Source organism: Roseateles sp., assembly GCF_039595595.1.
Taxonomy (GTDB): Bacteria; Pseudomonadota; Gammaproteobacteria; order Burkholderiales; family Burkholderiaceae_C; genus Roseateles.
In genome coordinates, this window is the sequence record NZ_JBCNLG010000013.1 from 1 (window position 1) to 21,090 (window position 21,090).

Here is a 21,090-nt window from a genome sequence, read left to right on the forward strand (position 1 = left end):
ATCCGACCAAGGTGATCAAGGCCAAGGGCGTGTCCGGCTTTGGCTTTGCGACATCCAACGCGTACGACGCACTCGATCGCGTGAAGACCAACACCGATGCCCGCAACGGCGTGACGACGCTGGGCTATGACGGGCTCGATCAGCTCAAGCAGGTCACGGATCCAAGGCAGCTCGTGACCTCCTACCAGCGCAACGGCCTGGGCGACCTGAACCAGCTCACCAGCCCCGACACCGGCACCGCCAACAGCACCTTCGACGCGAACGGCAACCTGCTCACGCGGACCGACAGCCGCGGCGTGCTCGGCACCTACGTCTATGACGGCCTGGACCGGATGACCTCGGCGGTCTACACGAAGAGCGGCCAGACGACGGTGAGCTACTCGTGGACCTACGACCAGACGGGCGCCACCTTCGGCGCTGGCATTGGCCGCCTGACGACGGCCACCAGTCCGGCCGGGAACACGAAGTACGGCTACGACGGTTTCGGTCGAGTCATCAGCGTGATCCAGACCGTTGGGTCTGTCGTGCTCACGACGCGCTACGGCTACGACCTCGCAGGGCACATCACCAGCATCACGTATCCCTCGGGACGCGTGTTGACCATCGCCTATGCCAACGGCGTGCCGGTCGGCATGAGCCTGGCCAAGGACGCCAGTAGCACAGCCAGCCCGCTGATCAGCCAGATCCAGTGGATGTCCTTCGGCGCAGTCCAAAGCTGGCAGATGCAGCTGAACTCCGGAGCCAAGCTGCAGGAGCGGGTCTACGACCAGTACGGACGCCTCGTCCGTTATCCGCTGGGCTCGGTGGTGCGCGACATCACCTACGACGCAGCCGACCGCATCGTCAGCTACACGCACCTGGACGCGACGACGGGCCAGGTGACCGCCGAAGCCCAGGCGATGAACCAGAGCTTCAGCTACGACGAGATGGGCCGGCTCACCGGCATCGTCACGCCCGCCAACTCCTGGACCATCGGCTACGACGCCAATGGCAACCGGACCAGCGTCAAGCTCAACGCCGCGACGCGGACCTACACGACGGCCAGCAACAGCAACCGGCTCACGAGCATCGCCAACCCCACGCGCAGCTTCGGCTACGACGCGGCGGGCAACACGCTGAGCGACACGGGCCTCGCCTACACGACGACGTACCGGCTGGACAACCGGCTGGGCACGCTCACCAAGAACAGCCTGACGACGACCTACCAGTACGACGCCGGCGGACGGCGGGTGCACAAGGAGCACAGCGCGGGACTGCGGGACTTCGCGTACGACCAGCAGGGGCATCTGCTGGGCGAGTACAACACCGCAGGGGTCGTGCAGGAGTTCGTCTGGCTGGGCGACACGCCGGTGGCGGTGATCGTTGGATCGGTGGCGTCCCCGCTGCCTCTGCTCGCGTACTCGGATCATCTGGACGCACCGCGGGTGCTCATCGACAAGACCGGTGCCGCACGCTGGCGCTGGATCAGCGAGCCCTTTGGCACGACACAGCCGGAGCAGGCGCCGGCGGGGCTCTCGCCGATCACGTTCAATCTGCGCTTCCCGGGGCAGTATTACGACAGTGAGTCGGGGCTGAACTACAACTACTTCCGGGACTACGATGGAACGACTGGACGGTATGTTCAGAGTGATCCAATAGGGCTGGATGGTGGCATCAATACGTATGCGTATGCTCTTTCGTCCCCTTTGATTTACTGGGACCGGTTTGGTCTGCAAACCTCACTACAAGCCTGTTATTCGAGTCCTGCAAATGCTGCGGAATGCAACGCTGCTGGAATGACGCCGCGGCCCATCGTTTTACCGCCGCCGATTGTCTTTCCCGACGACTGCAATGATCTATGCCGACAAGCCATCGTTGACGCTTCAAATGCATACTGGAAACTGACTACAAAGCGCTTGCCGCAATATGAGACAGGTGGAACCCGGGGTAGAGATCCGGGTCATGCCAAGGCGGTCAAACAGCTGCAAGTCGCTTTGCAGAAAGCAACTAATCGTGTGCGACATCATTGCAAAACGCTACCTGCTCAGTTGCCGGAGTGGGAACGGGCGGCCAAAGAACCCATACCAGAGTAAAGCATGCTGAATATCTCCTTGTGGACCTCATTTGAGCAGCAACTCAGCGAGAAGGACGTTGCCGACATCGATGGTCGTCTGGCCTTTCTTCGGGATATTCTTGAAGACGCGGCGCGACAATACGACGTTGAAGACGTTCGTTCAGAGTTGGATCTCAATCTCCATATCTACCTCGCCTACTTCGAGGCGGCAGGCAATGAGGAACTCAGCGCTTGGCAGATTCACCAATCGTGGTTTGACTATCACAAGTCCGGGAAAGGGGCTAATCCCGAACTCTTGCGCGTACTAAAGGCGGCGTACCAGCGACCAAAGACTACTCTTCGCGCGGAGATCGATGTTTTCCTGGAATGCTTGAACTTCGAAGATCTGATTCATGGGGAGGCAGACGCTGTGATCTGGATGTCATTTCTAGATTACTCCGCGTCCAAATTGCTCTGCAGACTGAGTGCAGATCGAATGGAGCCTCTTTTCGGAGGGGCTGAGAAATGAGCGCCACTGCCACGGCTCTTGTTGTCGATGGCTAGGCTCGCTGCCCACTCACCTTCACGTCGGTCCACGAGTACTCGACCCGTTCTGAATGCGAGAGTGCGGAAACTCGCGAGATCGTGGCACTTCGACCTTTTGGCAAAGATCGGAAGAACCCGGATAGTGCGACTGTTCGTTATGGCAAGTATAGAGAGTGGTTCTCCAGAGTGTGCTTCGAATGCCATTGAGCAAAGGAGTTGACGTGTTTGATCATCTTTGGGGTCGGCTCGGAAAATGCGCGAGAACCACTGAGCTTCCGGATTTGATCTGTTTGGAAGTTGAGTTCGATCAACTGCCGAAGCATGAGCGAATTGAGGTCGCCAGGGAGTTCGGAGAAGCAGTTTCAATGCTTGACGACCCGGCCGTTTGGACTGTTGGCGGTTTGGTTTTTGGTCAGCCCTTGGGGGATGACTCGTTCAAGGATTTCAGACGATGGTTGATACTGCAAGGCATGGAAGTCGCAGTTCAAGCAAATAATGCCCCGGATGGTTTGGCAAGCACTTTCAACTTGAAGGCAGGCGACGATCGGATCTTCTTGGAATCCATGGCATGGCTGGAGGCTCCCACGTCTGAATTGGCTTCGAGATCAGAGCATTCAACAGCTACGTGAACAACCCCCGATCTATGCCAGATGCAGACGCCGGCTCCCAAAACCTTCGCGGCCTTTTCGACGTCCTTTCGGACCGATCATTTAGATGTCGCCGACATAAACCATTTTTCAATTGAAGGACTCGGTATCCTGAAAGTTGGAGATCGAATTGGACCACTTTCGAGGCGTCCGGCGAGGTATTTCAGCAGCCTGCTAGGTCGGTCAAGCTCTTTTCGCCTTTTGCGCCAACTCCTTCACCGCGTAAATTCGCTGACTGACATGGCTCGTGAAATGGGATTGATGTTTCTCCCCCCGGAGTACTTGCCTGTCAGCCGCCTCAAAGCAGAGGCTAGCGCCGCGAGGCCGCAGCCCTCGTCAAAGCCGAAGTTGCCCGATGAAAACTCGATCTTGAGCGGATGCGGCCGGCCGCCCACACTGCCGCCTCCCGTCCACTCCCGCATCGAGTCGCCTTGAACGAGCTCAGTTCCCCCGTGATCGCCGGCCTTCTGTTCACCCTCACGCTGGCCCTCGTCGCCCTGATGGCCTGGAAGGGCGGCAGCGAGCGGCGCGACGTGACCTTCCTCGCCTCGGCCGCCAGCGTGGGGGGCCTGTGCTCCGCGATCGCCGCCGCCTTCTGACGCGCGCGAACCTCGCACCGCAGGTCCGCAGTCGATACGCCCCGTTGCGATCTCGACGCCCCTGACGCCTTCCGGCCCTTCGCCGCCGCGCCAGAATGCGGCGATCGATCCAGCGTCATTGAAAGGGAGGGCATGCGAGTTCTGCTCGTCGAGGATTCCGAGTTCGTCCGCACGCAATTCCTGCGGCTCTTCGAGGGCCTGTCCTTCGTCGATGTCGTCGGCTACGCGGACAGCGAGGAAGACGCCGTGCAGGCGATCGCGGCGCTCAAACCCGACGTCGTCCTGGTCGACCTGAACCTCCCGGTCGGCTCCGGCATGCATGTGCTGCGCCGCGCCCGCCAGGGCGGCTACACCGGCAAGCTTTGGGTGCTCAGCAGCCGCGATCCCGACTTCTATCGCACGCTCTGCGAAAAACACGGCGCCGACGGCTTCTACGACAAGGCGCATGAACAGCTCAAGCTGCTCGACGACCTGCGCGTGCTGGCCGGGGAACGGCCGGTCTTCTAGCCCGGCCACGGCCGTCAGCGAAGGGCGGCCCCGGCGCCGCCGGTTCGCCGCTCGTAGAATCCGCGGCTTCCTGGCGATGACGCCCCGATGACCGGGCGATGACGATGACAGCAGCTGTTCGGACCGATGCCGCGCTGGCGCCCGTGGTGATCGTGGGGGCCGGCCTGGCCGGATTGACGGTGGCCTTGCACCTCGCCGACCGCGTGCCGGTCATCGTGCTGGCCAAGCGCGAACTCACCGAGGCCGCCACCGCCTGGGCCCAGGGCGGCATCGTCGGCGTGCTCGGCTCCGACGACAGCATCGACAGCCATGTGCGTGACACGCAGGAAGCCGGCGCCGGCCTCGTCGACGAGGCCACCGCCCGCCACATCGCCGAGCGCAGCGCCGACGCCGTGGGCTGGCTGGTCGCGCAGGGCGTCCCCTTCACGCCCGACGAGCGCGGCCCGCTGGGCCTGCACCTGACCCGCGAGGGCGGCCATGCGGTGCGCCGCATCGCCCACGCCGCCGATGCGACCGGCAAGGCCATCCACGACGCGCTGCTGGACAAGGCCCGCGCCCATCCCAACATCGAACTGCGCCAGCGCTGGATGGCGCTGGACCTGATCACGTCGCGGCACGTGCAGCGCGACGAGCCGTCACGCTGCTACGGCATCTACGCGCTCGACATGGACGCGCAGCGCGTCGAGGCGATCGCCGCGCGCGCCGTCGTGATGGCCACCGGCGGCGCCGGCAAGGTCTACCGCTACACGACCAACCCGGACACATCGACGGGCGACGGCATCGCGATGGCCTGGCGCGCCGGCTGCCGCGTCGCCAACATGGAGTTCATCCAGTTCCACCCGACCTGCCTGTACCACCCGCAGGAACGCAGCTTCCTGATCACGGAAGCGCTGCGCGGGGAGGGCGGTCATCTGAAGCTGCCCGACGGCACGCGCTTCATGGCCGCGCATGACGACCGCCTCGAGCTGGCGCCGCGCGACGTGGTGGCCCGGGCCATCGACTTCGAGATGAAGAAGCACGGCCTGGACCATGTGTGGCTGGACGCCACCCACCTGGGCGAGGCCTTCCTCAAGGAGCACTTCCCGACCATCCACGCGCGCTGCCTGGCGCTGGGCATCGACATCGCGCGCCAGCCCATCCCGGTGGTGCCGGCGGTGCACTTCACCTGCGGCGGGGTCGTGTCCGACCTGCACGGCCGCGCGGATCTGCCGGGGCTCTACGCCGTCGGGGAGACCGCCTACACCGGCCTGCATGGCGCCAACCGCCTGGCGAGCAACTCGCTGCTGGAATGCGTGGTGCTGGGCCGCGGCTGCGCCACGGACATCCTGGCCCAGCCCGAGCCCGAGCCCGCGCCGCTGCCAGCCTGGGACGAGAGCCAGGTGGAAAACGCCGACGAGCAGGTCGTGATCGCCCACAACTGGGACGAGCTGCGGCTGCTGATGTGGAACTACGTCGGCATTGTCAGAACGACCAAGCGGCTGGAACGCGCGCTGCATCGCATCGACCTGCTGCGCGCCGAGATCGACGACTACTACGCCAACTTCCGCGTCAGCCGCGACCTGCTCGAACTGCGCAACCTGGTCGACTGCGCCGAGCTGATCGTGCGCTCGGCGCTGCTGCGGCATGAAAGCCGCGGGCTGCACTACAGCCGCGACTATCCGCGCACGCTGCCCGCCAGCCTGCCGACGGTGCTGGTGCGCAACGGCAATACGCGTTGAAGACGCGATGACGGCGCGATGACGCCGCGCTCAGGACGCGCCGACGACGCGCGCTAGCGCTGCTTGGTCCGCAGGTCGGTGCGGGCCTGCACGAAGTTGAAGGCGTAGCCGACGGCTTCCTTGATCGCGGCGTCGACGTCCAGCCGTTCCTGCTCGGTCAGGTAGAACGAGTAGTCGACCTCGTGCCGGATGTAGCGCGGCGGGAGCCGGTTCAGGGCGACACAGGCGACGTCGACCAGCAGCTCGTTGTTGCCGTCGATCGCGGGGTAGTCCTTGGAGGTGGCCAGCACGGTGGCGAAGACTTCGCGTTCGTGGTGGTTGTAGAGCGAGGAGAAGTCCATGGGCGGGTCCTGCGGATTGACCGGGGATGGTGACCGGGGATGGGTCACAGCATCGCGCGCCCTCGCGCAAATGAAAAGCCCCCCGGCGACCCTTGTTCGCGTGGGGGGAGCGCGGGGAGAGGCCCGAGAGAGCGGAGACAGGCCTCCGCAGAGAGACCGGAGTGCGGGCCAGCCGCCTTCAGGCGGCGCCGATGCCCGGCACCATCGCACCGGCCTGCGCCTTGCACGCCTTCAGCCGCGCCGTGAAATCCAGCATGCGCTCGATGCACGACAGCGCCTGGGCCCGCGTCGGCTCCTCGACGAAGATCTCGCCGGTGCCGCGCTCCAGGCAGTCGACGATGCCCTGCAGCCCGTTCATCGCCATCCACGGGCAATGCGCGCAGCTCTTGCACGACGCGCTGTTCCCCGCCGTCGGCGCCTCGATCAGCACCTTGCCCGGCGCCATCTGGCGCATCGCATGCAGGATGCCCTTGTCCGTCGCCACGACGTACTCGCGCGCCTTCCCCTCGACCACTGCCTTGATCAGCGCCGAGGTCGAGCCCACCACGTCCGCCTGCGCCACCACCGCGGCCGGGGATTCCGGATGGACCAGGATCATCGCGTCCGGATGCTGCTCGCGCAGCAGCTCGAGCTCCAGCCCCTTGAACTCGTCATGCACGATGCACGCGCCGTTCCACATCAGCATGTCGGCGCCGGTCTGCTCCTGGATGTAGCGCCCCAGGTGCCGGTCCGGTGCCCACAGGATCTTCTCGCCGCGGGCCTTGAGCTCGGACACGATCTCCAGCGCGCAGGAGCTGGTGACCATCCAGTCGGCGCGCGCCTTCACGGCGGCGCTGGTGTTGGCGTAGACGACCACGGTGCGATCCGGATGCGCGTCGCAGAAGGCCGCGAAGTCCTCGGCCGGGCAGCCCAGGTCGAGCGAGCAGGTCGCGTCCAGGTCGGGCATCAGCACGCGCTTCTCGGGGCTGAGGATCTTGGCGCTCTCGCCCATGAACCTCACGCCCGCCACGACCAGCGTCCGCGCCGCGTGATCGCGCCCGAAGCGCGCCATCTCGAGCGAATCGGAGACGATGCCGCCCGTTTCCTGCGCCAGGTCCTGCAGGTCGCCATCGACGTAGTAATGGGCGACCAGCACCGCCCCCTTGGCCTTGAGCAGTTCGGCCGCGCGGGCCTTGAGTTGTTGGCGCTGGCTGGGCGTCAGCGGCGCCGGCACCTTGGCCCAGGCGTGGGCGGTGCAGGTGGCGCCATCCGCGTCCTGGCGGTCGAAGTCGTACAGAACCTGATCCATGGGCGCGGATTCTAGGTCTGGCCGAAAAACCGGCTTGGCGGCATGCCGACCGTCCTCGTGACCATCGCGGTGAAGGCGCTGGCGCTGGCATAGCCGAGCTCCGCCGCGATCAGCTGCATCGGCTTCCTCTGCGCCGCCAGGCGCAGCGCCTCGGCCAGCAGCGCCTGCTGGCGCCACTGCGCGTAACTGCTCCCCAGCTCCTGGCGGAACAGCCGCGAGACGGTGCGCGCGCTGGCGCCGACCTCGGCCGCCCAGTCGTCCAGGCTGGCGTGGCGCATCGGCGCGGCCAGCACGGCCTCGCACAGCTTGCGCAGCCGCTTGTCCGACGGCAGCGCCACGCCCAGCTGCAGGCTGCGGGCGCGGCCGATCTCGTCCAGGATCAGCCGGCCGATCCAGACCTCGCGGTCCTTGACCGCGTCCTCGTTCTGCAGCTCCTCGCGCGCGAGCTGCAGCACCAGCTCGCGCAGCAGCGGCGAGACCTCGAGCACCCGGTTCTCCGCCCACACCGCCTCGTCGCCGGGCGCGGTCCACAGGTAGAGCGTGCGCAGCTCGCAGCGCTCGACGGCGGTGACGGCGTGGACCACGCCGGGCGGGATCCACACCGCGCGCGAGGGCGGCACCAGGAAGGTCGCCCGGTCGGTGCTGACCCGCACCACGCCCGAGACCGAGAACACGAGCTGGCCCCAGGTGTGGAAATGCGCCTGGATGTCCATGTTCCCGTCCATCGAGCGCGACTTGGCGCGCACCGGCCGCTGGCTGCTCGGCGCGTAGCGGCGCGGGTCCAGCGGCGGCACGCTGGCGCGGCCGGGCGGGTGGATCAGGCCCGAAGGGGGGCGGCGCGAGGCAGCGGTGCGTCTCATGGCGGAGCTGTTGCGGAGCTGGTGGCGGAAATTCGACAGAACTTGTCCGGCTATCGTAATTCCGTCGCGGCGGCCCTGTCACCATCTCGGCCATGAACACCGCCACCACCACCGCGGACGGCCTCGCGCCGAATGCCGCGCAGAGCGCCAAGCGAGACATCCAGACCATCAGCCTGATCGGCCTGGCCCACGGGACCTCGCACTTCTTCCACATGCTGCTGCCGCCGCTGTTCCCCGTGTTCATGCGGGAGTTCGGCCTGAGCTATTCGGAGCTGGGCCTGCTGGTGACGATCTTCTTCGTCATCTCGGGCGTGGGGCAGGCGCTGTCGGGCTTCCTGGTCGACCGCACCGGCGCGCGGCCGGTGCTGTTCGTGGCGCTGGGCTGCTTCGTGCTGGCGTCGCTGGCGGCGGGCACGGCACAGGGCTTCGCGGGGCTGGCGCTGGCCGCGGCGCTGGCGGGGCTGGGCAATTCACCGTTCCATCCGGTGGACTTCACCATCCTGAACAAGCGGGTCTCGCAGCAGCGGCTGGGGCATGCGTTCTCGGTGCACGGCATCACCGGCAACCTGGGCTGGGCGGTGGCGCCGGTGCTGCTGATCTCGATGCACGAAGCGACCGGCCAGTGGCGGCTGGGCTATGTGGCGACGGCGTGCTGGGCGCTGTTCGTGATCGCGCTGCTGGCCTTCAAGCGCGACGCGATCGACGACAGCCAAGGCTCGTGGGGGCATGAGAAGGCGGGCGCGAAGGCGCCGGCCGGAGAGCACCCGATGGCCTTCCTGAAGCTGCCATCGGTGTGGCTGTGCTTCTCGTTCTTCTTCTTCACGACCTCGGCGCTGAGCGCGATCCAGAGCTTCGCGTCGCCGGCGCTGTCCGCGATGTACGGCGTGAGCCTGGCGAGCACCGCCTTCGTCGTGACCGGCTACATGCTGGCGGGCGCGGCGGGGATGATCGTGGGCGGCTTCCTGGTGGCGAAGTCGCAGAACCTGGAGCGCAACATCGCTGGCGCGATGTTCGTGGCGGCGGCGCTGCTGGCGCTGACGGCGACGGGCTGGCTGCCGGCCACGGCGGCGCTGATCGCGGCGGCGACGGCGGGCTTCGGCACGGGGCTTGCGGGGCCCTCGCGCGACATGCTGATCAAGCGCGCGGCGCCCCCGGGCGCGACGGGGCGGGTGTATGGCACGGTGTACTCGGGGCTGGACACCGGCTTCGCGGTGGCCGCGCCGGTGTTCGGCGCGCTGATGGACCGGCAGTGGAGCAACGCGGTGTTCTTCGGCGCGTCGATCGCGCTGCTGATGGGCATCGCGGCGGCGAGCCTGGTGAGGCAGGGGAAGCGCTGATCGAGCCACCCGATCGGGCCATTGAAACAAGCGATCGGATGACTGGGACAAGGAGTCATCCGCCGCAGCGAGATGCATCGAGGTCGGTCGTTTCGCTTGCATCGCGTCGCCGGCGCAACAGTGCGATGACCTTCGCGGGGGAGCGCATGGCGAGCGCCTAGAGTAGTCGGCTCCGGAGGTTGCCGACCATGCCCTATCCCCCTGCGATCGTTGCCAATGCCGTTCTCTATCGGGCGCGCCAGCGCGGCCTGCCCATCAGTCACCTGAAGCTGCAGAAGCTGGTGTTCTTCACGCATGCGTGGTGCCTGGCCATCGACGGCTCGCCAGCAGTCGATGAACGGCCGGAAGCATGGGAGTACGGTCCGGTTTTCAACTCGCTGTATCACCGGCTCAAAGGATGTGGTCATGAGGCCATCAAAGCGTTCATCGAGACCGTCGACTCGAGGTCAAACGCCTATGCCGCGCTGATGCCGTCGCCGGCACACGGCGCCTTCTGGCGCATCCTGGATCAGGTCATGGATCGTTACGGAACGCTGACCGCGCTGCAGCTCTCGACCCTGAGCCACGAGCCCGGCGGGCCATGGGCGCAGGCGAGGAAGGTGAACCAGGCGGTCATCACCGATGAGGCCGTCAGGCAGTTCTATCGGGGGATGCTGAAATGATCGACCTTGTCCCGGAAGCTTCAGGGGACCCGGTGCCGCCGGTCATCATTCCCCCGGTGGATGGCCCGGCCGGCATTGAACTGAACAGGTTCGATCCCTCGGTCCTTGACTACAAGATCAAGCGCGCCGGCACCTTCGGCGGATTGAGCGTCGCGGGTGTGCTCTACACGGTACCAAGGGCGTTGCCGGCAAGTCCTGACCCTGAATGACTTGCACGAGGGATCGCGGCGGCGAATCCCACCGATCGAGGCCGGTCCGCTTCGCGCGGCGCGTCCGCGCCGCAACAAGGGACATGGGGTTTGCTTGCAATGGGCGGCGTGCTCGCTACAGTCGGCGGCCATGGACCAGCACCGCACCGTCTCCCGTCCCGCCGGTCACGCGCTTGTCGAGGCGCTGATCGAACAAGGCATCACCGATGTCTTCGGAGTCCCCGGAGAAAGCTATCTGGCCGTCCTCGACGGCTTCCATGAGCACCGCGAACGCATCCGCTTCGTGGCCTGCCGGCAGGAGGGCGGCGCCTCGTTCATGGCCGAGGCCCAGGGCAAGCTGACCGGCCGCCCCGGCATCTGCTTCGTCACCCGCGGCCCCGGCGCCACCAACGCCAGCATCGGCCTGCACACGGCCTTCCAGGACTCGACGCCGATGATCCTGTTCATCGGCCAGGTCGCCTCGGACCAGCGCGACCGCGAGGCCTTCCAGGAAGTCGATTACCGCCAGATGTTCGGCCCCGGCACGCTGGGCATGGCCAAGTGGGTCGGCGAAGTCCAGGACCCGCATCGCCTGCCCGAATACGTGGCGCGCGCCTTCCACACCGCGACCCAGGGACGCCCCGGCCCCGTGGTGCTGGTGTTGCCCGAGGACATGCTCACGCAGCCCACCGGCGCACCCGTGCTGCCGCGCGCCAAGCCGGCCGTGGCCTGGCCCGCGCCGGCCGATCTCGTCGAGCTGCAGGCCCGGCTCGAAGCCGCGCAGCGGCCGTTCGTCATCGCTGGCGGCGGCGGCTGGACCGCCCAAGCCTGCGCCGCGCTGCAGGACTTCGCCCATGCCTGGCAACTGCCGGTCGGCTGCGCCTTCCGCTTCCAGGACCTCTACGACAACCGCGACCCGTTCTACGCCGGCGACGTCGGCATCGGCATCAATCCAGCCCTCGCCAGGCGGATCGGCGAGTCGGACCTGATCCTGGCCATCGGCCCGCGCCTGGGCGAGATGACCACCGGCGGCTACACGCTGCTGAAGGCCCCGCGGCCGGCCCAGCAGCTCGTGCACATCCACGCCGGGCCGGAGGAACTGGGCCGCGTCTACGCGGCCGACCAGATGATCCAGGCCAGCATGAGCGGCGCCGCGCTCGCGCTGCAGCAACTGCACCCGCCCGGCGGCGGCGAGGACCTGCCCTGGCTCGAATGGGCCCGCGCGGCCCATGCGGACTACCAGCGCAACCAGCAGGCGCTGCCCGTCGGGCCCATGGACCTCGCGGAGGTGATGCACCTGCTGGATCGGCTGCTGCCGGCCGACACGATCTTCACCAACGGCGCCGGCAACTACAGCGGCTGGCTGCACCGCTTCCATCGCTACACCGCGCTGCACCAGGGCGGGCGCACGCAGCTCGCGCCCACCAGCGGCGCGATGGGCTATGGCTTCCCGGCGGCGGTCGCGGCCTCGTTGCTGCAGCGCGAGCGCTGGGTCGTCAACATCGCCGGCGATGGCGACTTCCTGATGACCGGCCAGGAAATGGCCACGGCGATGGCCCACGGCGCGCGGCGGCTGATCTGCCTGGTCGTGGACAACGGCAGCTACGGCACGATCCGCATGCATCAGGAGCGTGAATACCCCGGCCGCGTCAGCGGCAGCGACCTGCACAACCCCGACTTCGCCGCGATGGCGCGGGCCTTCGGCTGGCAGGCGTTCAGCGCGTCCCGCACCGAGGAGGTCGAGCCCGCGCTGCGCCAGGCGATCGTGCTGCAGTCGCCGACGCTGATCCATCTGAAGCTGCCGGTCGAGATCTCCACCAGCCGCGCCACGCTCAGTAGCATCCGCGACGCGGCGCTCAAGAGACAAGGCAGCTGACGGAGAATCGGCGGCTATGTCCGCATCCGCCATTCCCTTCGCCCTGCGCGGCGACTTCATCGAACTCGACAAGCTGCTCAAGGCCACCGCGCTGACCGGCAGCGGTGGCGAGGCCCGGCACTTCATCTCCGAAGGCCAGGTGCGCGTCGACGGCCAGATCGAGCTGCGCAAGACGGCCAAGATCCGCGCCGGCCAGGTCGTCGAGTTCAATGGCGAGCGCATCGAGGTGCAAGCGCCCGCCTGAGCCCTCGCTCGCGCCACACCGTCCTCGATCCTCCAGGAGTCTCCAGATGACCACGCCCGTTCCGTCGATCCGCTTCTCCACCTGCGATCTCTGCGACTCCTTGAAAGCCGACACCAGCGGCGACACCCGCTGGCTGCCCGGCAGCCGCTATCGCAGCTACGGCGCGTTCGCGCGCTTCGCCGGACCGGTGGCGACGGTGCGCTGTCTGGACGACAACACGCAGGTGAAGGCCGCGGTCGAGAGCTTCGGCGCCGGCCGCGTGCTGGTGGTGGATGGCGGCGGCTCGCTGCGCCGCTCGCTGGTGGGCGGCAACCTGGCCGCCAGCGCCGCGAAGAACGGCTGGGCCGGCGTGCTGGTGCATGGCGCCGTCCGCGATCTCGAGGAGTTGCGCGCCACCGCGCTCGGGCTGTTCGCGCTCGGGCATGTACCGATGCCCACGGAACGCCGCGATCAAGGTCTGGCCGACCTGCCGGTGCAGATCGAGGGCGTCTGGATCCGCCCGGGCGATTGGCTCTACGCGGACGAGGACGGCATCGTCATCGCGCCCAAGCCGGTGCATCCGGCGGGGTGATGGCGGCCCGCCGCCCTCGATCACTCGCCCGGCGCCGGCGCTCGCTCGCGCATCCAGCCCGCGAGCGCCTCCGCCGCCATCGGTCTGCCGAACAGCCACCCCTGGGCGTCGTCGCAACCCAGGCCGACCAGGATCTCGCGCTGGCCCTCGGTTTCGACGCCTTCCGCGACCACCGTCAGTCCGAGTGAGCGCCCGATGCCGATCACGGCGCTCGACAGCGCGCGGTCATCGGCGTCGTGTTCCAGGTCGCGCACGAAGCTCTTGTCCAGCTTGAGCTCGGTCACCGGCAAGCGCTTCAGGTAGCTCAGGCTCGAATAGCCGGTGCCGAAGTCGTCCACCGACACGCCGACGCCCATCTCATGCAGTTGCTGCAGTTGCTCGCGCGGGCGGCTGGTGTCGTCGAGCATGAGGCGCTCGGTGACTTCCAGCGTCAGGTCGGACGCGGCCAGTCCGTGACGGGCCAGCAGCGCGCGCGCGTGCGCCGCGACGTCGTCCTGGTGGAAGCGCTGCGGCGACACGTTGACCGACAGACCAGGCACCGCCACGCCGGCCGCGCGCCACTGCGCGAGCTGCGCGCAGGCCTGCTCCAGCACCCACGCGTCGAGGGCGTTGATCAGGCCGCTCTCCTCGGCCACCGGGATGAAGCGGTCCGGCGGCACCCAGCCGCGCTGGGCGTCGTGCCAGCGCAGCAGCGCCTCGACGCCCACCAGCCCCCGGTCCGAGAGACGGACCTTGGGCTGGAAGTGCAGCTGGAGCTGCTGCTGCGACAGCGCCTGGCGCAGCGCCGCCTCGATGTCGAGCCGCTCATCCAGCGCCTGGTTCATCGCATGCAGGAAGAAGCGCGCACAGTCGCGGCCGGCGCGCTTGGCCTCGTACATCGCGATGTCGGCGTTCTTCAGCAACTGGTCCAGGTCCTGGCCGTCCTTGGGGAAGGCGCACACGCCGATGCTGGCGGTCATCTGCACGCGGGCATGGCTGCCGTCGAGCGGGATCGGCGCCTCGAGCGCGGCGCGCAGCTTGCCGGCGACATGCATCGCATCCTCGGCGCTGCAGCCCGGCAGCAGCGCGACGAACTCGTCACCGCCCAGGCGCGCCAGCGAGTCGCTGTCGCGCAGCGCGCCCAGCAGACGCCGCGAGATGTGCCGCAGCACCTCGTCGCCGACCGCATGCCCCAGCGAGTCGTTGACGGTCTTGAAGCGGTCGATGTCCAGCAGCAGCAGCGCGGCCGGCGAACCGGCGCGCGAGGCCAGCAGCAGCGTCTGCCGCGCGCGGTCGGCCAGCAGCGTGCGATTGGGCAGGCCGGTGACGCCGTCGAAGTAGGCCAGGCGCTCGATCTCGCGCTGGTGGCGGTCGTGCATGAAAGCGATCTGGCACAGCTGGGCGCAGGCCTGCACCATGCGGCGGTGGAAGGGGGCCGCGCCGCGCGGCTCCCGGTAATAGAGCGCGAAGGTCGCGACCACCTGATCGGCGCCCAGCAGGATCGGCGTCGACCAGCAGGCGGCCAGGCCGTGTGGCAATGCGAGCGCGCGGAAATCGGCCCAGAGCGGATCGCTCGCGATGTCGGTGACCTCGACCGGCTCGCGGCGCCAGGCGGCGGTGCCGCAGGAGCCCGCCTGCGGGCCGATCTGGAAGCCGTCCAGCGCGGCGCTGAATACGGCCGGCAGGCTGGGCGAGGCCAGCGGATGGACGCGGCCGTCCTCGTCGACCGACAGCACTGAGCAGATCACCTCGGGCGCCAGCCGCTCCACGGCGCGGCAGAGCAGGTCCATCACGGCCGTCAGCGGGCGCCCGAGGGCGACGGCCTCGAGCACGTCGCGCTGCAGATGGTCGATGGACGCCTGCTCGTCGGTTCTGGTCGCGTGCTGTTCCCGCATCGCTGCTCCCTGTGATCCCGCGGAGCATGGCAGGGTTGGCGCGCCGCTTCAAGAGTGGCGGCCGCCTTCAGCGGCGCTGGATCCCGCGGCTGGCGTGAGGATTCCGCGCGCCAGCCGGCTCAGCGCAGGACGTCGAGCAGCCGGTCCAGCCCGCCGTCGTTGATCGCGACCATGGCCTGCTCGCGCACCTTGGGCTTGGCGTGGTACGCGACCGAGAGGCCCGCCGCGCCCATCATCGGCAGGTCGTTCGCGCCATCGCCCACCGCGATGCACTGCGCCGGCGTCGCGCCGATGCGCTCGGCGCAGGCCAGCATCATGCGGCGCTTCTCCTCGCCGTCGCAGATGTCGCCCCAGTCCTGCATCACCAGGCCGCCGGTCAACTTGCCGTCGACGATCTCCAGCTCGTTGCTGCGGACGAAGTCCATGCCGAGCTCGGCCGCGACGAAGCGCGTGAAGTAGGTGAAGCCGCCCGACACCAGCACCAGCTTCAGGCCCGCCGATTTCAGCGCCGCGCAGAGCTCGCGCGCGCCGGGGTTGAATCTCAGCCGGTCGCGCAGCACTTGCGCCAGCGCGTCCTCGCCAACGCCCTGCAGCAGCGCCAGCCGGCGGCGCAGGCTGTCCTTGAAGTCGGTGATCTCGCCGCGCATCGCGGCTTCGGTGATCGCGGCGACCTCGGCCTTGCGGCCCGCGGCGGCGGCGATCTCGTCGATGCACTCGATCGTGATCAGCGTCGAGTCCATGTCGAAGGCGGCGAGCTTGAAGTCACGCAGCGCCAGCGGCACGGTGAAGCCCTGCAGGACGAGCGGGGAGAGCGGGGCGGGGGACGTTGAGGAGGTCATGCGGACGGCAGGCGGCAGGAGGCGGGCAGGGCTTGAATGCGGAAGGTCCCCGCCAGCGGTCAGCATGACCGGTCAGCGGGGACGGGCGGGAGCTTAGCGCAGTCGCCGAGGCGAGCGTCAGCGCGCATGGGCCGTGGCGTAGCTGGCACCGGGCGCGCAGATCGTCCAGGCGGCTGCCGGCACGTTCAGGCCAAGGCCCGCGATGTCCCGCTGCGAGCGATACACGGCAGCCGGCTCGGCGACACCGTCCCGCCGGTGAACGAACCCGGCGACATTCCAGGACTCCAACTTCAAACCCTCGATGCGCGACAGCGCCTTGTCGTCGCTCACCAAGGTGGCGTCGAGCGCCATCGCATGCGCAGCGATCGCGATGTCGAACTGCTCCTTGGGCATGCCCCGCCGTTCTTGCGAGGCCTTGATGCCAGCGAAGAGATCGGAGAACCACAGGTCCGGGCTGAGGTACTCGACTCGGATGCGGCGCATCAACTCACGCAGACGCAGCTCCTTGCCTGGCGAGGGATTCTTCTCAAGCCCGGCAAAGACCTCCGCCTGAACGATCACGCTGATGGCGATCTGTCCTCGCAGGGCTGCGAATCGCTCTTCGCAGTAGACGCGCTGCGCCCGCTCTTGAGGATCCATCATGTAGCTCAGGATGTTGGTGTCGAGCATGTAGAGCGGTTCAACGTGTGCCATGTTGCACCTCCCAGGCTTCGAATCGCGCGCGTCGGATGCGCTCGACTTCAGGGCCGTCTTCCCAATCGTCGAGTCCGCCCACGCGGGCCCGCACCGGCTTGCCGTAGTTCTCCGGCAGATACGGGCAGGTCTCGCAGCCTTCGCGCGCATGCACGATGAGGCGCGCGATGCGCTTGCTCTCGCAGATCGTGCGGATGAACGAATTCGGGTCCGTCAGCCGCTCGTCCGGCGGCAGATGGCGGCAGTCGAAGCAGGTCATCGCGTAGGCGCATCCCCGCGCCTTGGCTGCGATCTCGGCGTCGCGCTCGGCCTCCCAGGCGTCATCCTCCGCGTCTTCCCGCGCCTGACGGGCCGCCGCGGCCTCGATCGATTCAGCGACGTCGATCAGCGGTGAAAGTGGCGTGTGCTGATGCATCGGCATCTCCAGCAGTTGAGAAGCCGTCAGTCTAGGAAGCGGTTCGATCCGGGTCACTGACCCGGACGCGTGGATCTGCGTGGCGTCTTCCAGCAGTTCAAGCGATGACTGATCAAGGCTGCGACAAAGGAGCGCCCAGCAGCCGCAGCACCTCGCGCACCGCATGGGCGCGGTCCTTGGGATCGGTCAGCGCCTTGTCGATGCGCAGCTTCTCGTTGCCCACCAGCTTGATGTTGCGGTTCTTCTGCACGAGCTCGATCACGCGCATCGGATCGATCGGCGGATTGGGCCGGAAGTTGATGTTGATGACGCTGGGCGCCGCGTCGATCTTCATCACGCCGTAGGGCTTGGCCAGCACCCGCAGCCGGTGCGTGTCGAACAGCGTCTGCCCCTGCGCCGGCAGCTTGCCGAAGCGGTCGGTGATCTCTTCCAGCATCGCGTCGATCTGCTCGGCGCGGTCGGCCGTGGCCAGCCGCTTGTACAGCGACAGCCGCTGGTGCACGTCGCCGCAGTAGGCATCGGGCAGCAGCGCGGGCGCGTGCAGGTTGATCTCCGTCGTCGCCGACAGCGGACTGAGCAGGTCCGGCTCGCGGCCGGCCTTGAGCGAGCGCACCGCCTCGGACAGCATCTCGTTGTAGAGCTGGAAGCCCACCTCCATCATGTTGCCGCTCTGGTGCTCGCCCAGCACCTCGCCGGCGCCGCGGATCTCCAGGTCGTGCATCGCCAGGTAGAAGCCCGAGCCCAGTTCCTCCATCGCCTGGATCGCTTCGAGCCGCTGCGCCGCCTGCTTGGTCAGTCCCTCGATGTCGGGGACCATCAGGTAGGCATAGGCCTGGTGGTGCGAGCGCCCGACGCGGCCGCGCAGCTGGTGCAGCTGCGCCAGGCCGAACTTGTCGGCGCGGCTGATGACGATGGTGTTGGCCGAGGGCACGTCGATGCCGGTCTCGATGATGGTCGAGCACAGCAGCAGGTTGTGCTTGCCACCGACGAACTCGCGCATCACGCGTTCCAGCTCGCGCTCGGGCATCTGGCCGTGGGCGACGACGATGCGCGCCTCGGGCAGCAGCTCCTGCAGCTTCATGCGGCGGTTCTCGATGGTCTCGACCTCGTTGTGCAGGAAGTAGACCTGGCCGCCGCGCTTGAGCTCGCGCAGCACCGCCTCGCGGATGGTGCCGCTGGTCTCGCTGCGCACGAAGGTCTTGATCGCCAGGCGCCGCTGCGGCGCGGTGGCGATGACGCTCAGGTCGCGCAAGCCCTCCAGCGCCATGCCCAGCGTGCGCGGGATCGGCGTGGCGGTCAGCGTCAGCACGTCGACCTCGGCGCGCATGGCCTTCATCGCCTCCTTGTGGCGCACGCCGAAGCGGTGCTCCTCGTCGATGACGAGCAGGCCCAGGCGCTTGAACTTCACGTCGGCCGAGAGCAGCTTGTGCGTGCCGATGACGATGTCGATCGAGCCGTCGGCCAGGCCCTCCATCGCCGCCTTGATCTCCTTGGCGGAGCGGAAGCGGCTCATCTCGGCGACCTTGACCGGCCACTTGCCGAAGCGGTCGGCGATGTTCTGGTAGTGCTGCTCGGCCAGCAGCGTGGTCGGCGCGAGCAGCGCCACCTGCTTCCCGCCCATCACCGCGACGAAGGCCGCGCGCAGCGCGACCTCGGTCTTGCCGAAGCCGACGTCGCCGCACACCAGCCGGTCCATCGGCTTGGGGCTGATCATGTCCTGGATGACGGCGTGGATCGCGGCGCGCTGGTCGGGCGTCTCCTCGAAGCCGAAGCTCGCGGCGAAGGCCTCGTAGTCGTGCGGCGAATAGCGGAACGCATGGCCCTCGCGCGCGGCGCGGCGGGCGTAGAGGTTGAGCAGCTCGGCGGCGGTGTCGCGCACCTGCTCCGCGGCCTTGCGCTTGGCCTTGTCCCACTGGCCGGAGCCCAGCTTGTGCAGCGGCGCCTCTTCCGCGCTGACGCCGGTGTAGCGGCTGATCAGGTGCAGTTGCGCGACCGGCACGTAGAGCGTGGCCTTGTCGGCGTACTCCAGGTGCAGGAACTCGCTGGGGCCATCGCCAAGATCGATGTTGATCAGGCCCAGATAGCGGCCGATGCCGTGGTTGGTGTGCACCACCGGGTCGCCGACCTTCAGCTCCGACAGGTCCTTGATCAGCGCGTTGACGTCGCTGACCTGCTCCTGCTTGCGGCGCCGGCGCGTGGTCGGCGTCGTGGCGAACAGCTCGGTCTCGGTGAAGAGCTGGATCTGGCGGCCCTCGTCGGGCTCGTTCCAGAAGAAGCCCGCGGCCAGCGGCGCGGCGGTGATGGCGAAGCGCTCATCGCGGTTGGCTTCGAACTCGGCGAGGTCCTTGACCGAGGGCGGATCGATCCGGTTGTCGCGCAGCAGCTCGAGCAGGCTTTCGCGGCGGCCCTCGCTCTCGGCCAGCAGCAGCACGCGGAAGGCCGTGTCCTTCAGATGGGCCGCCAGCCGCGCCAGCGGCTCCTGCGCGCCGCGCTCGACGCTGACGTCGGGCAGCGGCCGCGCGTAGTCGACCGGCTCCTGGCCGCGCACCGACAGCACCGCGTGGCGGTGCGTCGCGGTGAAGAACTCCTCGGGCCGCAGGAAGATCTCCTCGGGCGGCAGGATGGGCCGGTCCGGGTCGTGCTGCAGGAAGCGGTGGCGCTCGCGGGTGTCGGTCCAGAAGCGCTGCAGCGCCTCGTCGACCTCGCCGTGCAGCGCCAGGCCAGTCTCGGCGGGCAGGTAGTCGAAGATGCTGGCCACCTGGTCGAAGAACAGCGGCAGGTAGTACTCGATGCCGGCGGTGGCCAGCCCGGTGTCGATGTCCTTGTACAGGCGCGACCGGGTCGGATCGCCGTCCATCTTCTCGCGCCAGCGCGCGCGGAAGGCCTTGCGCGAGGCCTCGTCCATCGGGAACTCGCGCCCCGGCAGCAGGCGCACTTCGGGGACCGGATAGAGCGAGCGCTGCGAGTCCGGATCGAACACGCGGATGGAGTCGACCTCGTCGCCGAACAGGTCGACGCGGTAGGGCACGGGCGAGCCCATCGGGTACAGGTCGATCAGGCCGCCGCGCACGGCGTATTCGCCGGGCGAGACGACCTGGCTGACGTGCTGGTAGCCGCCCAGCGTCAGCTGCTGCTTCAGGCCGGCCTCGTCCAGGCGCTGCTTCTGGCGGAAGTTGAAGGTGGTGGCGGCCAGGAAGGACGGCGGCGCCAGGCGCGTGAGCGCCGTCGAGGCCGGCAGCAGCACGGCGTCCAGGTCGCGCTCGGCCACCGGCTTGCCGCCCGCCTGGATCAGCCGCCACAACGTGGCCAGGCGCTCGGAGATCAGGTCCTGGTGAGGACTGAAGCTGTCATAGGGCAGGGTCTCCCAGTCGGGGAAGACGGCCACGCGCAGCTCGGGCGCGAAGAACTTCAGCTCGTCCTCCAGGCGCTGCGTGTCGCCGGGCTCGGCGGTGACGATCAGCGTGAGGCGTCCCGCGTCGCGCTGCTGCCGCGCGAAGCGGGCGAGCAGCAGCGCGTCGGCGGAACCGAGGGGACGGGAGACGGTGAAGCGTTTGCCGGGGGAGATCGTGGACAGCTGCATGGCGCACAAATGAGGACAGCCCCGGGAAGGGGCCTCGGGGAATTGTAGGGAGATGGCAAGGCCAGGTCCTGACAGCAGCGCGCGGGGCGGCGCGAGCGCTGATGGTCCGCGTCCTGGCCGGGGGCGGCGGTGCGGGCAAGACCTGTCCCCGAACGCGGGCGGCGGTTCCTGATGGGAAGCGGGAGCGTCGCGACTCCGATCAGCGATCTGGCGCGGGAAACGCCCTGCTCGCGGTGATTGGCGGTTGCGGCGGCGCTCCGAAGAATGCCGGGC

At 67.9% G+C, this 21,090-nt stretch carries 20 protein-coding genes; 12 read left to right on the top strand and 8 right to left on the bottom strand.

Annotated elements, in window-relative coordinates:
- From ABDW61_RS16020 to nadB, 6 genes are all read left to right on the top strand, one after another.
- Nucleotides 1-2,072: RHS repeat-associated core domain-containing protein (locus tag ABDW61_RS16020; protein ID WP_343640044.1), on the top strand; the 2,072-nt coding region annotated here is incomplete at its 5' end.
- Between the two features lie 3 nt (nucleotides 2,073-2,075).
- Entirely contained in the window at nucleotides 2,076-2,561 is a 486-nt protein-coding gene (locus tag ABDW61_RS16025) for a hypothetical protein (RefSeq protein ID WP_343640045.1), read from the top strand.
- Between the two features lie 238 nt (nucleotides 2,562-2,799).
- Entirely contained in the window at nucleotides 2,800-3,207 is a 408-nt protein-coding gene (locus tag ABDW61_RS16030) for a DUF4240 domain-containing protein (RefSeq protein WP_343640046.1), read from the top strand.
- Between the two features lie 470 nt (nucleotides 3,208-3,677).
- Entirely contained in the window at nucleotides 3,678-3,824 is a 147-nt protein-coding gene (locus tag ABDW61_RS16035) for a hypothetical protein (protein WP_343640047.1), read from the top strand.
- 132 nt (nucleotides 3,825-3,956) lie between these two features.
- The gene (locus ABDW61_RS16040; protein ID WP_343640049.1) at nucleotides 3,957-4,331 is read left to right on the top strand and encodes a response regulator transcription factor; all 375 of its coding nucleotides are present in this window, start codon (nucleotides 3,957-3,959) and stop codon (nucleotides 4,329-4,331) included.
- Nucleotides 4,332-4,435: 104 nt separating this feature from the next.
- Nucleotides 4,436-6,049: an L-aspartate oxidase gene (gene nadB, locus ABDW61_RS16045; protein WP_343640050.1), complete on the top strand. Its 1,614-nt coding sequence runs from the start codon at nucleotides 4,436-4,438 to the stop codon at nucleotides 6,047-6,049.
- 53 nt (nucleotides 6,050-6,102) lie between these two features.
- Here nadB and ABDW61_RS16050 read toward each other — a convergent pair whose 3' ends face one another.
- The 3 genes from ABDW61_RS16050 to ABDW61_RS16060 all read right to left on the bottom strand — a co-directional run bounded on the left by ABDW61_RS16050 (nucleotide 6,103) and on the right by ABDW61_RS16060 (nucleotide 8,538).
- Nucleotides 6,103-6,390 carry a late competence development ComFB family protein gene (locus tag ABDW61_RS16050; protein WP_343640052.1) on the bottom strand — a complete coding sequence of 96 codons (288 nt, stop codon included), beginning with the start codon at nucleotides 6,388-6,390 and terminating at the stop codon, nucleotides 6,103-6,105.
- Nucleotides 6,391-6,568: 178 nt separating this feature from the next.
- Complete coding sequence (gene nadA, locus ABDW61_RS16055) at nucleotides 6,569-7,678, bottom strand: quinolinate synthase NadA (RefSeq protein WP_343640053.1); 1,110 nt, start codon at nucleotides 7,676-7,678, stop codon at nucleotides 6,569-6,571.
- Between the two features lie 11 nt (nucleotides 7,679-7,689).
- Nucleotides 7,690-8,538 carry a helix-turn-helix transcriptional regulator gene (locus ABDW61_RS16060; RefSeq protein ID WP_343640054.1) on the bottom strand — a complete coding sequence of 283 codons (849 nt, stop codon included), beginning with the start codon at nucleotides 8,536-8,538 and terminating at the stop codon, nucleotides 7,690-7,692.
- Nucleotides 8,539-8,630: 92 nt separating this feature from the next.
- Here ABDW61_RS16060 and ABDW61_RS16065 point away from each other — a divergent pair, with 92 nt between their 5' ends.
- From ABDW61_RS16065 to rraA, 6 genes are all read left to right on the top strand, one after another.
- The gene (locus ABDW61_RS16065; RefSeq protein WP_343640055.1) at nucleotides 8,631-9,875 is read left to right on the top strand and encodes an MFS transporter; all 1,245 of its coding nucleotides are present in this window, start codon (nucleotides 8,631-8,633) and stop codon (nucleotides 9,873-9,875) included.
- 188 nt (nucleotides 9,876-10,063) lie between these two features.
- Nucleotides 10,064-10,537 carry a type II toxin-antitoxin system antitoxin SocA domain-containing protein gene (locus ABDW61_RS16070; RefSeq protein WP_343640056.1) on the top strand — a complete coding sequence of 158 codons (474 nt, stop codon included), beginning with the start codon at nucleotides 10,064-10,066 and terminating at the stop codon, nucleotides 10,535-10,537.
- A complete protein-coding gene (locus ABDW61_RS16075) occupies nucleotides 10,534-10,746 on the top strand; it encodes a hypothetical protein (protein WP_343640057.1) in 213 nt (70 codons plus the stop codon). Before ABDW61_RS16070 ends, ABDW61_RS16075 begins: the two co-directional genes overlap by 4 nt.
- Nucleotides 10,747-10,876: 130 nt before the next feature.
- Nucleotides 10,877-12,601, top strand: a complete 1,725-nt coding sequence (locus tag ABDW61_RS16080; protein WP_343640059.1) for a thiamine pyrophosphate-binding protein — start codon at nucleotides 10,877-10,879, stop codon at nucleotides 12,599-12,601.
- A 16-nt stretch (nucleotides 12,602-12,617) separates the two neighbouring features.
- On the top strand, nucleotides 12,618-12,845 hold the full coding sequence (locus ABDW61_RS16085; protein WP_343640061.1) for an RNA-binding S4 domain-containing protein: 228 nt from the start codon (nucleotides 12,618-12,620) through the stop codon (nucleotides 12,843-12,845).
- A gap of 46 nt (nucleotides 12,846-12,891) precedes the next feature.
- Entirely contained in the window at nucleotides 12,892-13,416 is a 525-nt protein-coding gene (rraA, locus tag ABDW61_RS16090; protein WP_343640062.1) for a ribonuclease E activity regulator RraA, read from the top strand.
- A gap of 20 nt (nucleotides 13,417-13,436) precedes the next feature.
- Here the strand turns inward: rraA and ABDW61_RS16095 are convergent, their stop codons facing one another.
- From ABDW61_RS16095 to mfd, 5 genes are all read right to left on the bottom strand, one after another.
- Nucleotides 13,437-15,290 carry an EAL domain-containing protein gene (locus ABDW61_RS16095; RefSeq protein WP_343640063.1) on the bottom strand — a complete coding sequence of 618 codons (1,854 nt, stop codon included), beginning with the start codon at nucleotides 15,288-15,290 and terminating at the stop codon, nucleotides 13,437-13,439.
- A gap of 119 nt (nucleotides 15,291-15,409) precedes the next feature.
- A complete protein-coding gene (gene serB, locus ABDW61_RS16100) occupies nucleotides 15,410-16,129 on the bottom strand; it encodes a phosphoserine phosphatase SerB (RefSeq protein ID WP_343640064.1) in 720 nt (239 codons plus the stop codon).
- A 117-nt stretch (nucleotides 16,130-16,246) separates the two neighbouring features.
- Nucleotides 16,247-16,798, bottom strand: a complete 552-nt coding sequence (locus ABDW61_RS16105) for a type II toxin-antitoxin system VapC family toxin (protein ID WP_343640065.1) — start codon at nucleotides 16,796-16,798, stop codon at nucleotides 16,247-16,249.
- Between the two features lie 10 nt (nucleotides 16,799-16,808).
- Nucleotides 16,809-17,237, bottom strand: coding sequence for a hypothetical protein (locus tag ABDW61_RS16110; protein WP_343640066.1), 429 nt, complete (start codon nucleotides 17,235-17,237; stop codon nucleotides 16,809-16,811).
- Nucleotides 17,238-17,349: 112 nt separating this feature from the next.
- Nucleotides 17,350-20,817, bottom strand: coding sequence for a transcription-repair coupling factor (gene mfd / locus ABDW61_RS16115; RefSeq protein ID WP_343640067.1), 3,468 nt, complete (start codon nucleotides 20,815-20,817; stop codon nucleotides 17,350-17,352).
- Nucleotides 20,818-21,090 lie beyond the last annotated feature (273 nt).

Bases quoted from the DNA above. Each gene is read 5' to 3' on its own strand.
- ABDW61_RS16060 (WP_343640054.1), bottom strand. From the start codon at position 8,538: ATGAGACGCACCGCTGCCTCGCGCCGCCCCCCTTCGGGCCTGATCCAC.
- rraA (WP_343640062.1), top strand. From the start codon at position 12,892: ATGACCACGCCCGTTCCGTCGATCCGCTTCTCCACCTGCGATCTCTGC.
- ABDW61_RS16075 (WP_343640057.1), top strand. From the start codon at position 10,534: ATGATCGACCTTGTCCCGGAAGCTTCAGGGGACCCGGTGCCGCCGGTC.
- ABDW61_RS16085 (WP_343640061.1), top strand. From the start codon at position 12,618: ATGTCCGCATCCGCCATTCCCTTCGCCCTGCGCGGCGACTTCATCGAA.
- ABDW61_RS16050 (WP_343640052.1), bottom strand. From the start codon at position 6,390: ATGGACTTCTCCTCGCTCTACAACCACCACGAACGCGAAGTCTTCGCC.
- ABDW61_RS16070 (WP_343640056.1), top strand. From the start codon at position 10,064: ATGCCCTATCCCCCTGCGATCGTTGCCAATGCCGTTCTCTATCGGGCG.
- nadB (WP_343640050.1), top strand. From the start codon at position 4,436: ATGACAGCAGCTGTTCGGACCGATGCCGCGCTGGCGCCCGTGGTGATC.
- ABDW61_RS16095 (WP_343640063.1), bottom strand. From the start codon at position 15,290: ATGCGGGAACAGCACGCGACCAGAACCGACGAGCAGGCGTCCATCGAC.
- serB (WP_343640064.1), bottom strand. From the start codon at position 16,129: ATGACCTCCTCAACGTCCCCCGCCCCGCTCTCCCCGCTCGTCCTGCAG.
- nadA (WP_343640053.1), bottom strand. From the start codon at position 7,678: ATGGATCAGGTTCTGTACGACTTCGACCGCCAGGACGCGGATGGCGCC.
- ABDW61_RS16105 (WP_343640065.1), bottom strand. From the start codon at position 16,798: ATGCTCGACACCAACATCCTGAGCTACATGATGGATCCTCAAGAGCGG.
- mfd (WP_343640067.1), bottom strand. From the start codon at position 20,817: ATGCAGCTGTCCACGATCTCCCCCGGCAAACGCTTCACCGTCTCCCGT.
- ABDW61_RS16040 (WP_343640049.1), top strand. From the start codon at position 3,957: ATGCGAGTTCTGCTCGTCGAGGATTCCGAGTTCGTCCGCACGCAATTC.
- ABDW61_RS16025 (WP_343640045.1), top strand. From the start codon at position 2,076: ATGCTGAATATCTCCTTGTGGACCTCATTTGAGCAGCAACTCAGCGAG.
- ABDW61_RS16110 (WP_343640066.1), bottom strand. From the start codon at position 17,237: ATGCATCAGCACACGCCACTTTCACCGCTGATCGACGTCGCTGAATCG.
- ABDW61_RS16065 (WP_343640055.1), top strand. From the start codon at position 8,631: ATGAACACCGCCACCACCACCGCGGACGGCCTCGCGCCGAATGCCGCG.
- ABDW61_RS16080 (WP_343640059.1), top strand. From the start codon at position 10,877: ATGGACCAGCACCGCACCGTCTCCCGTCCCGCCGGTCACGCGCTTGTC.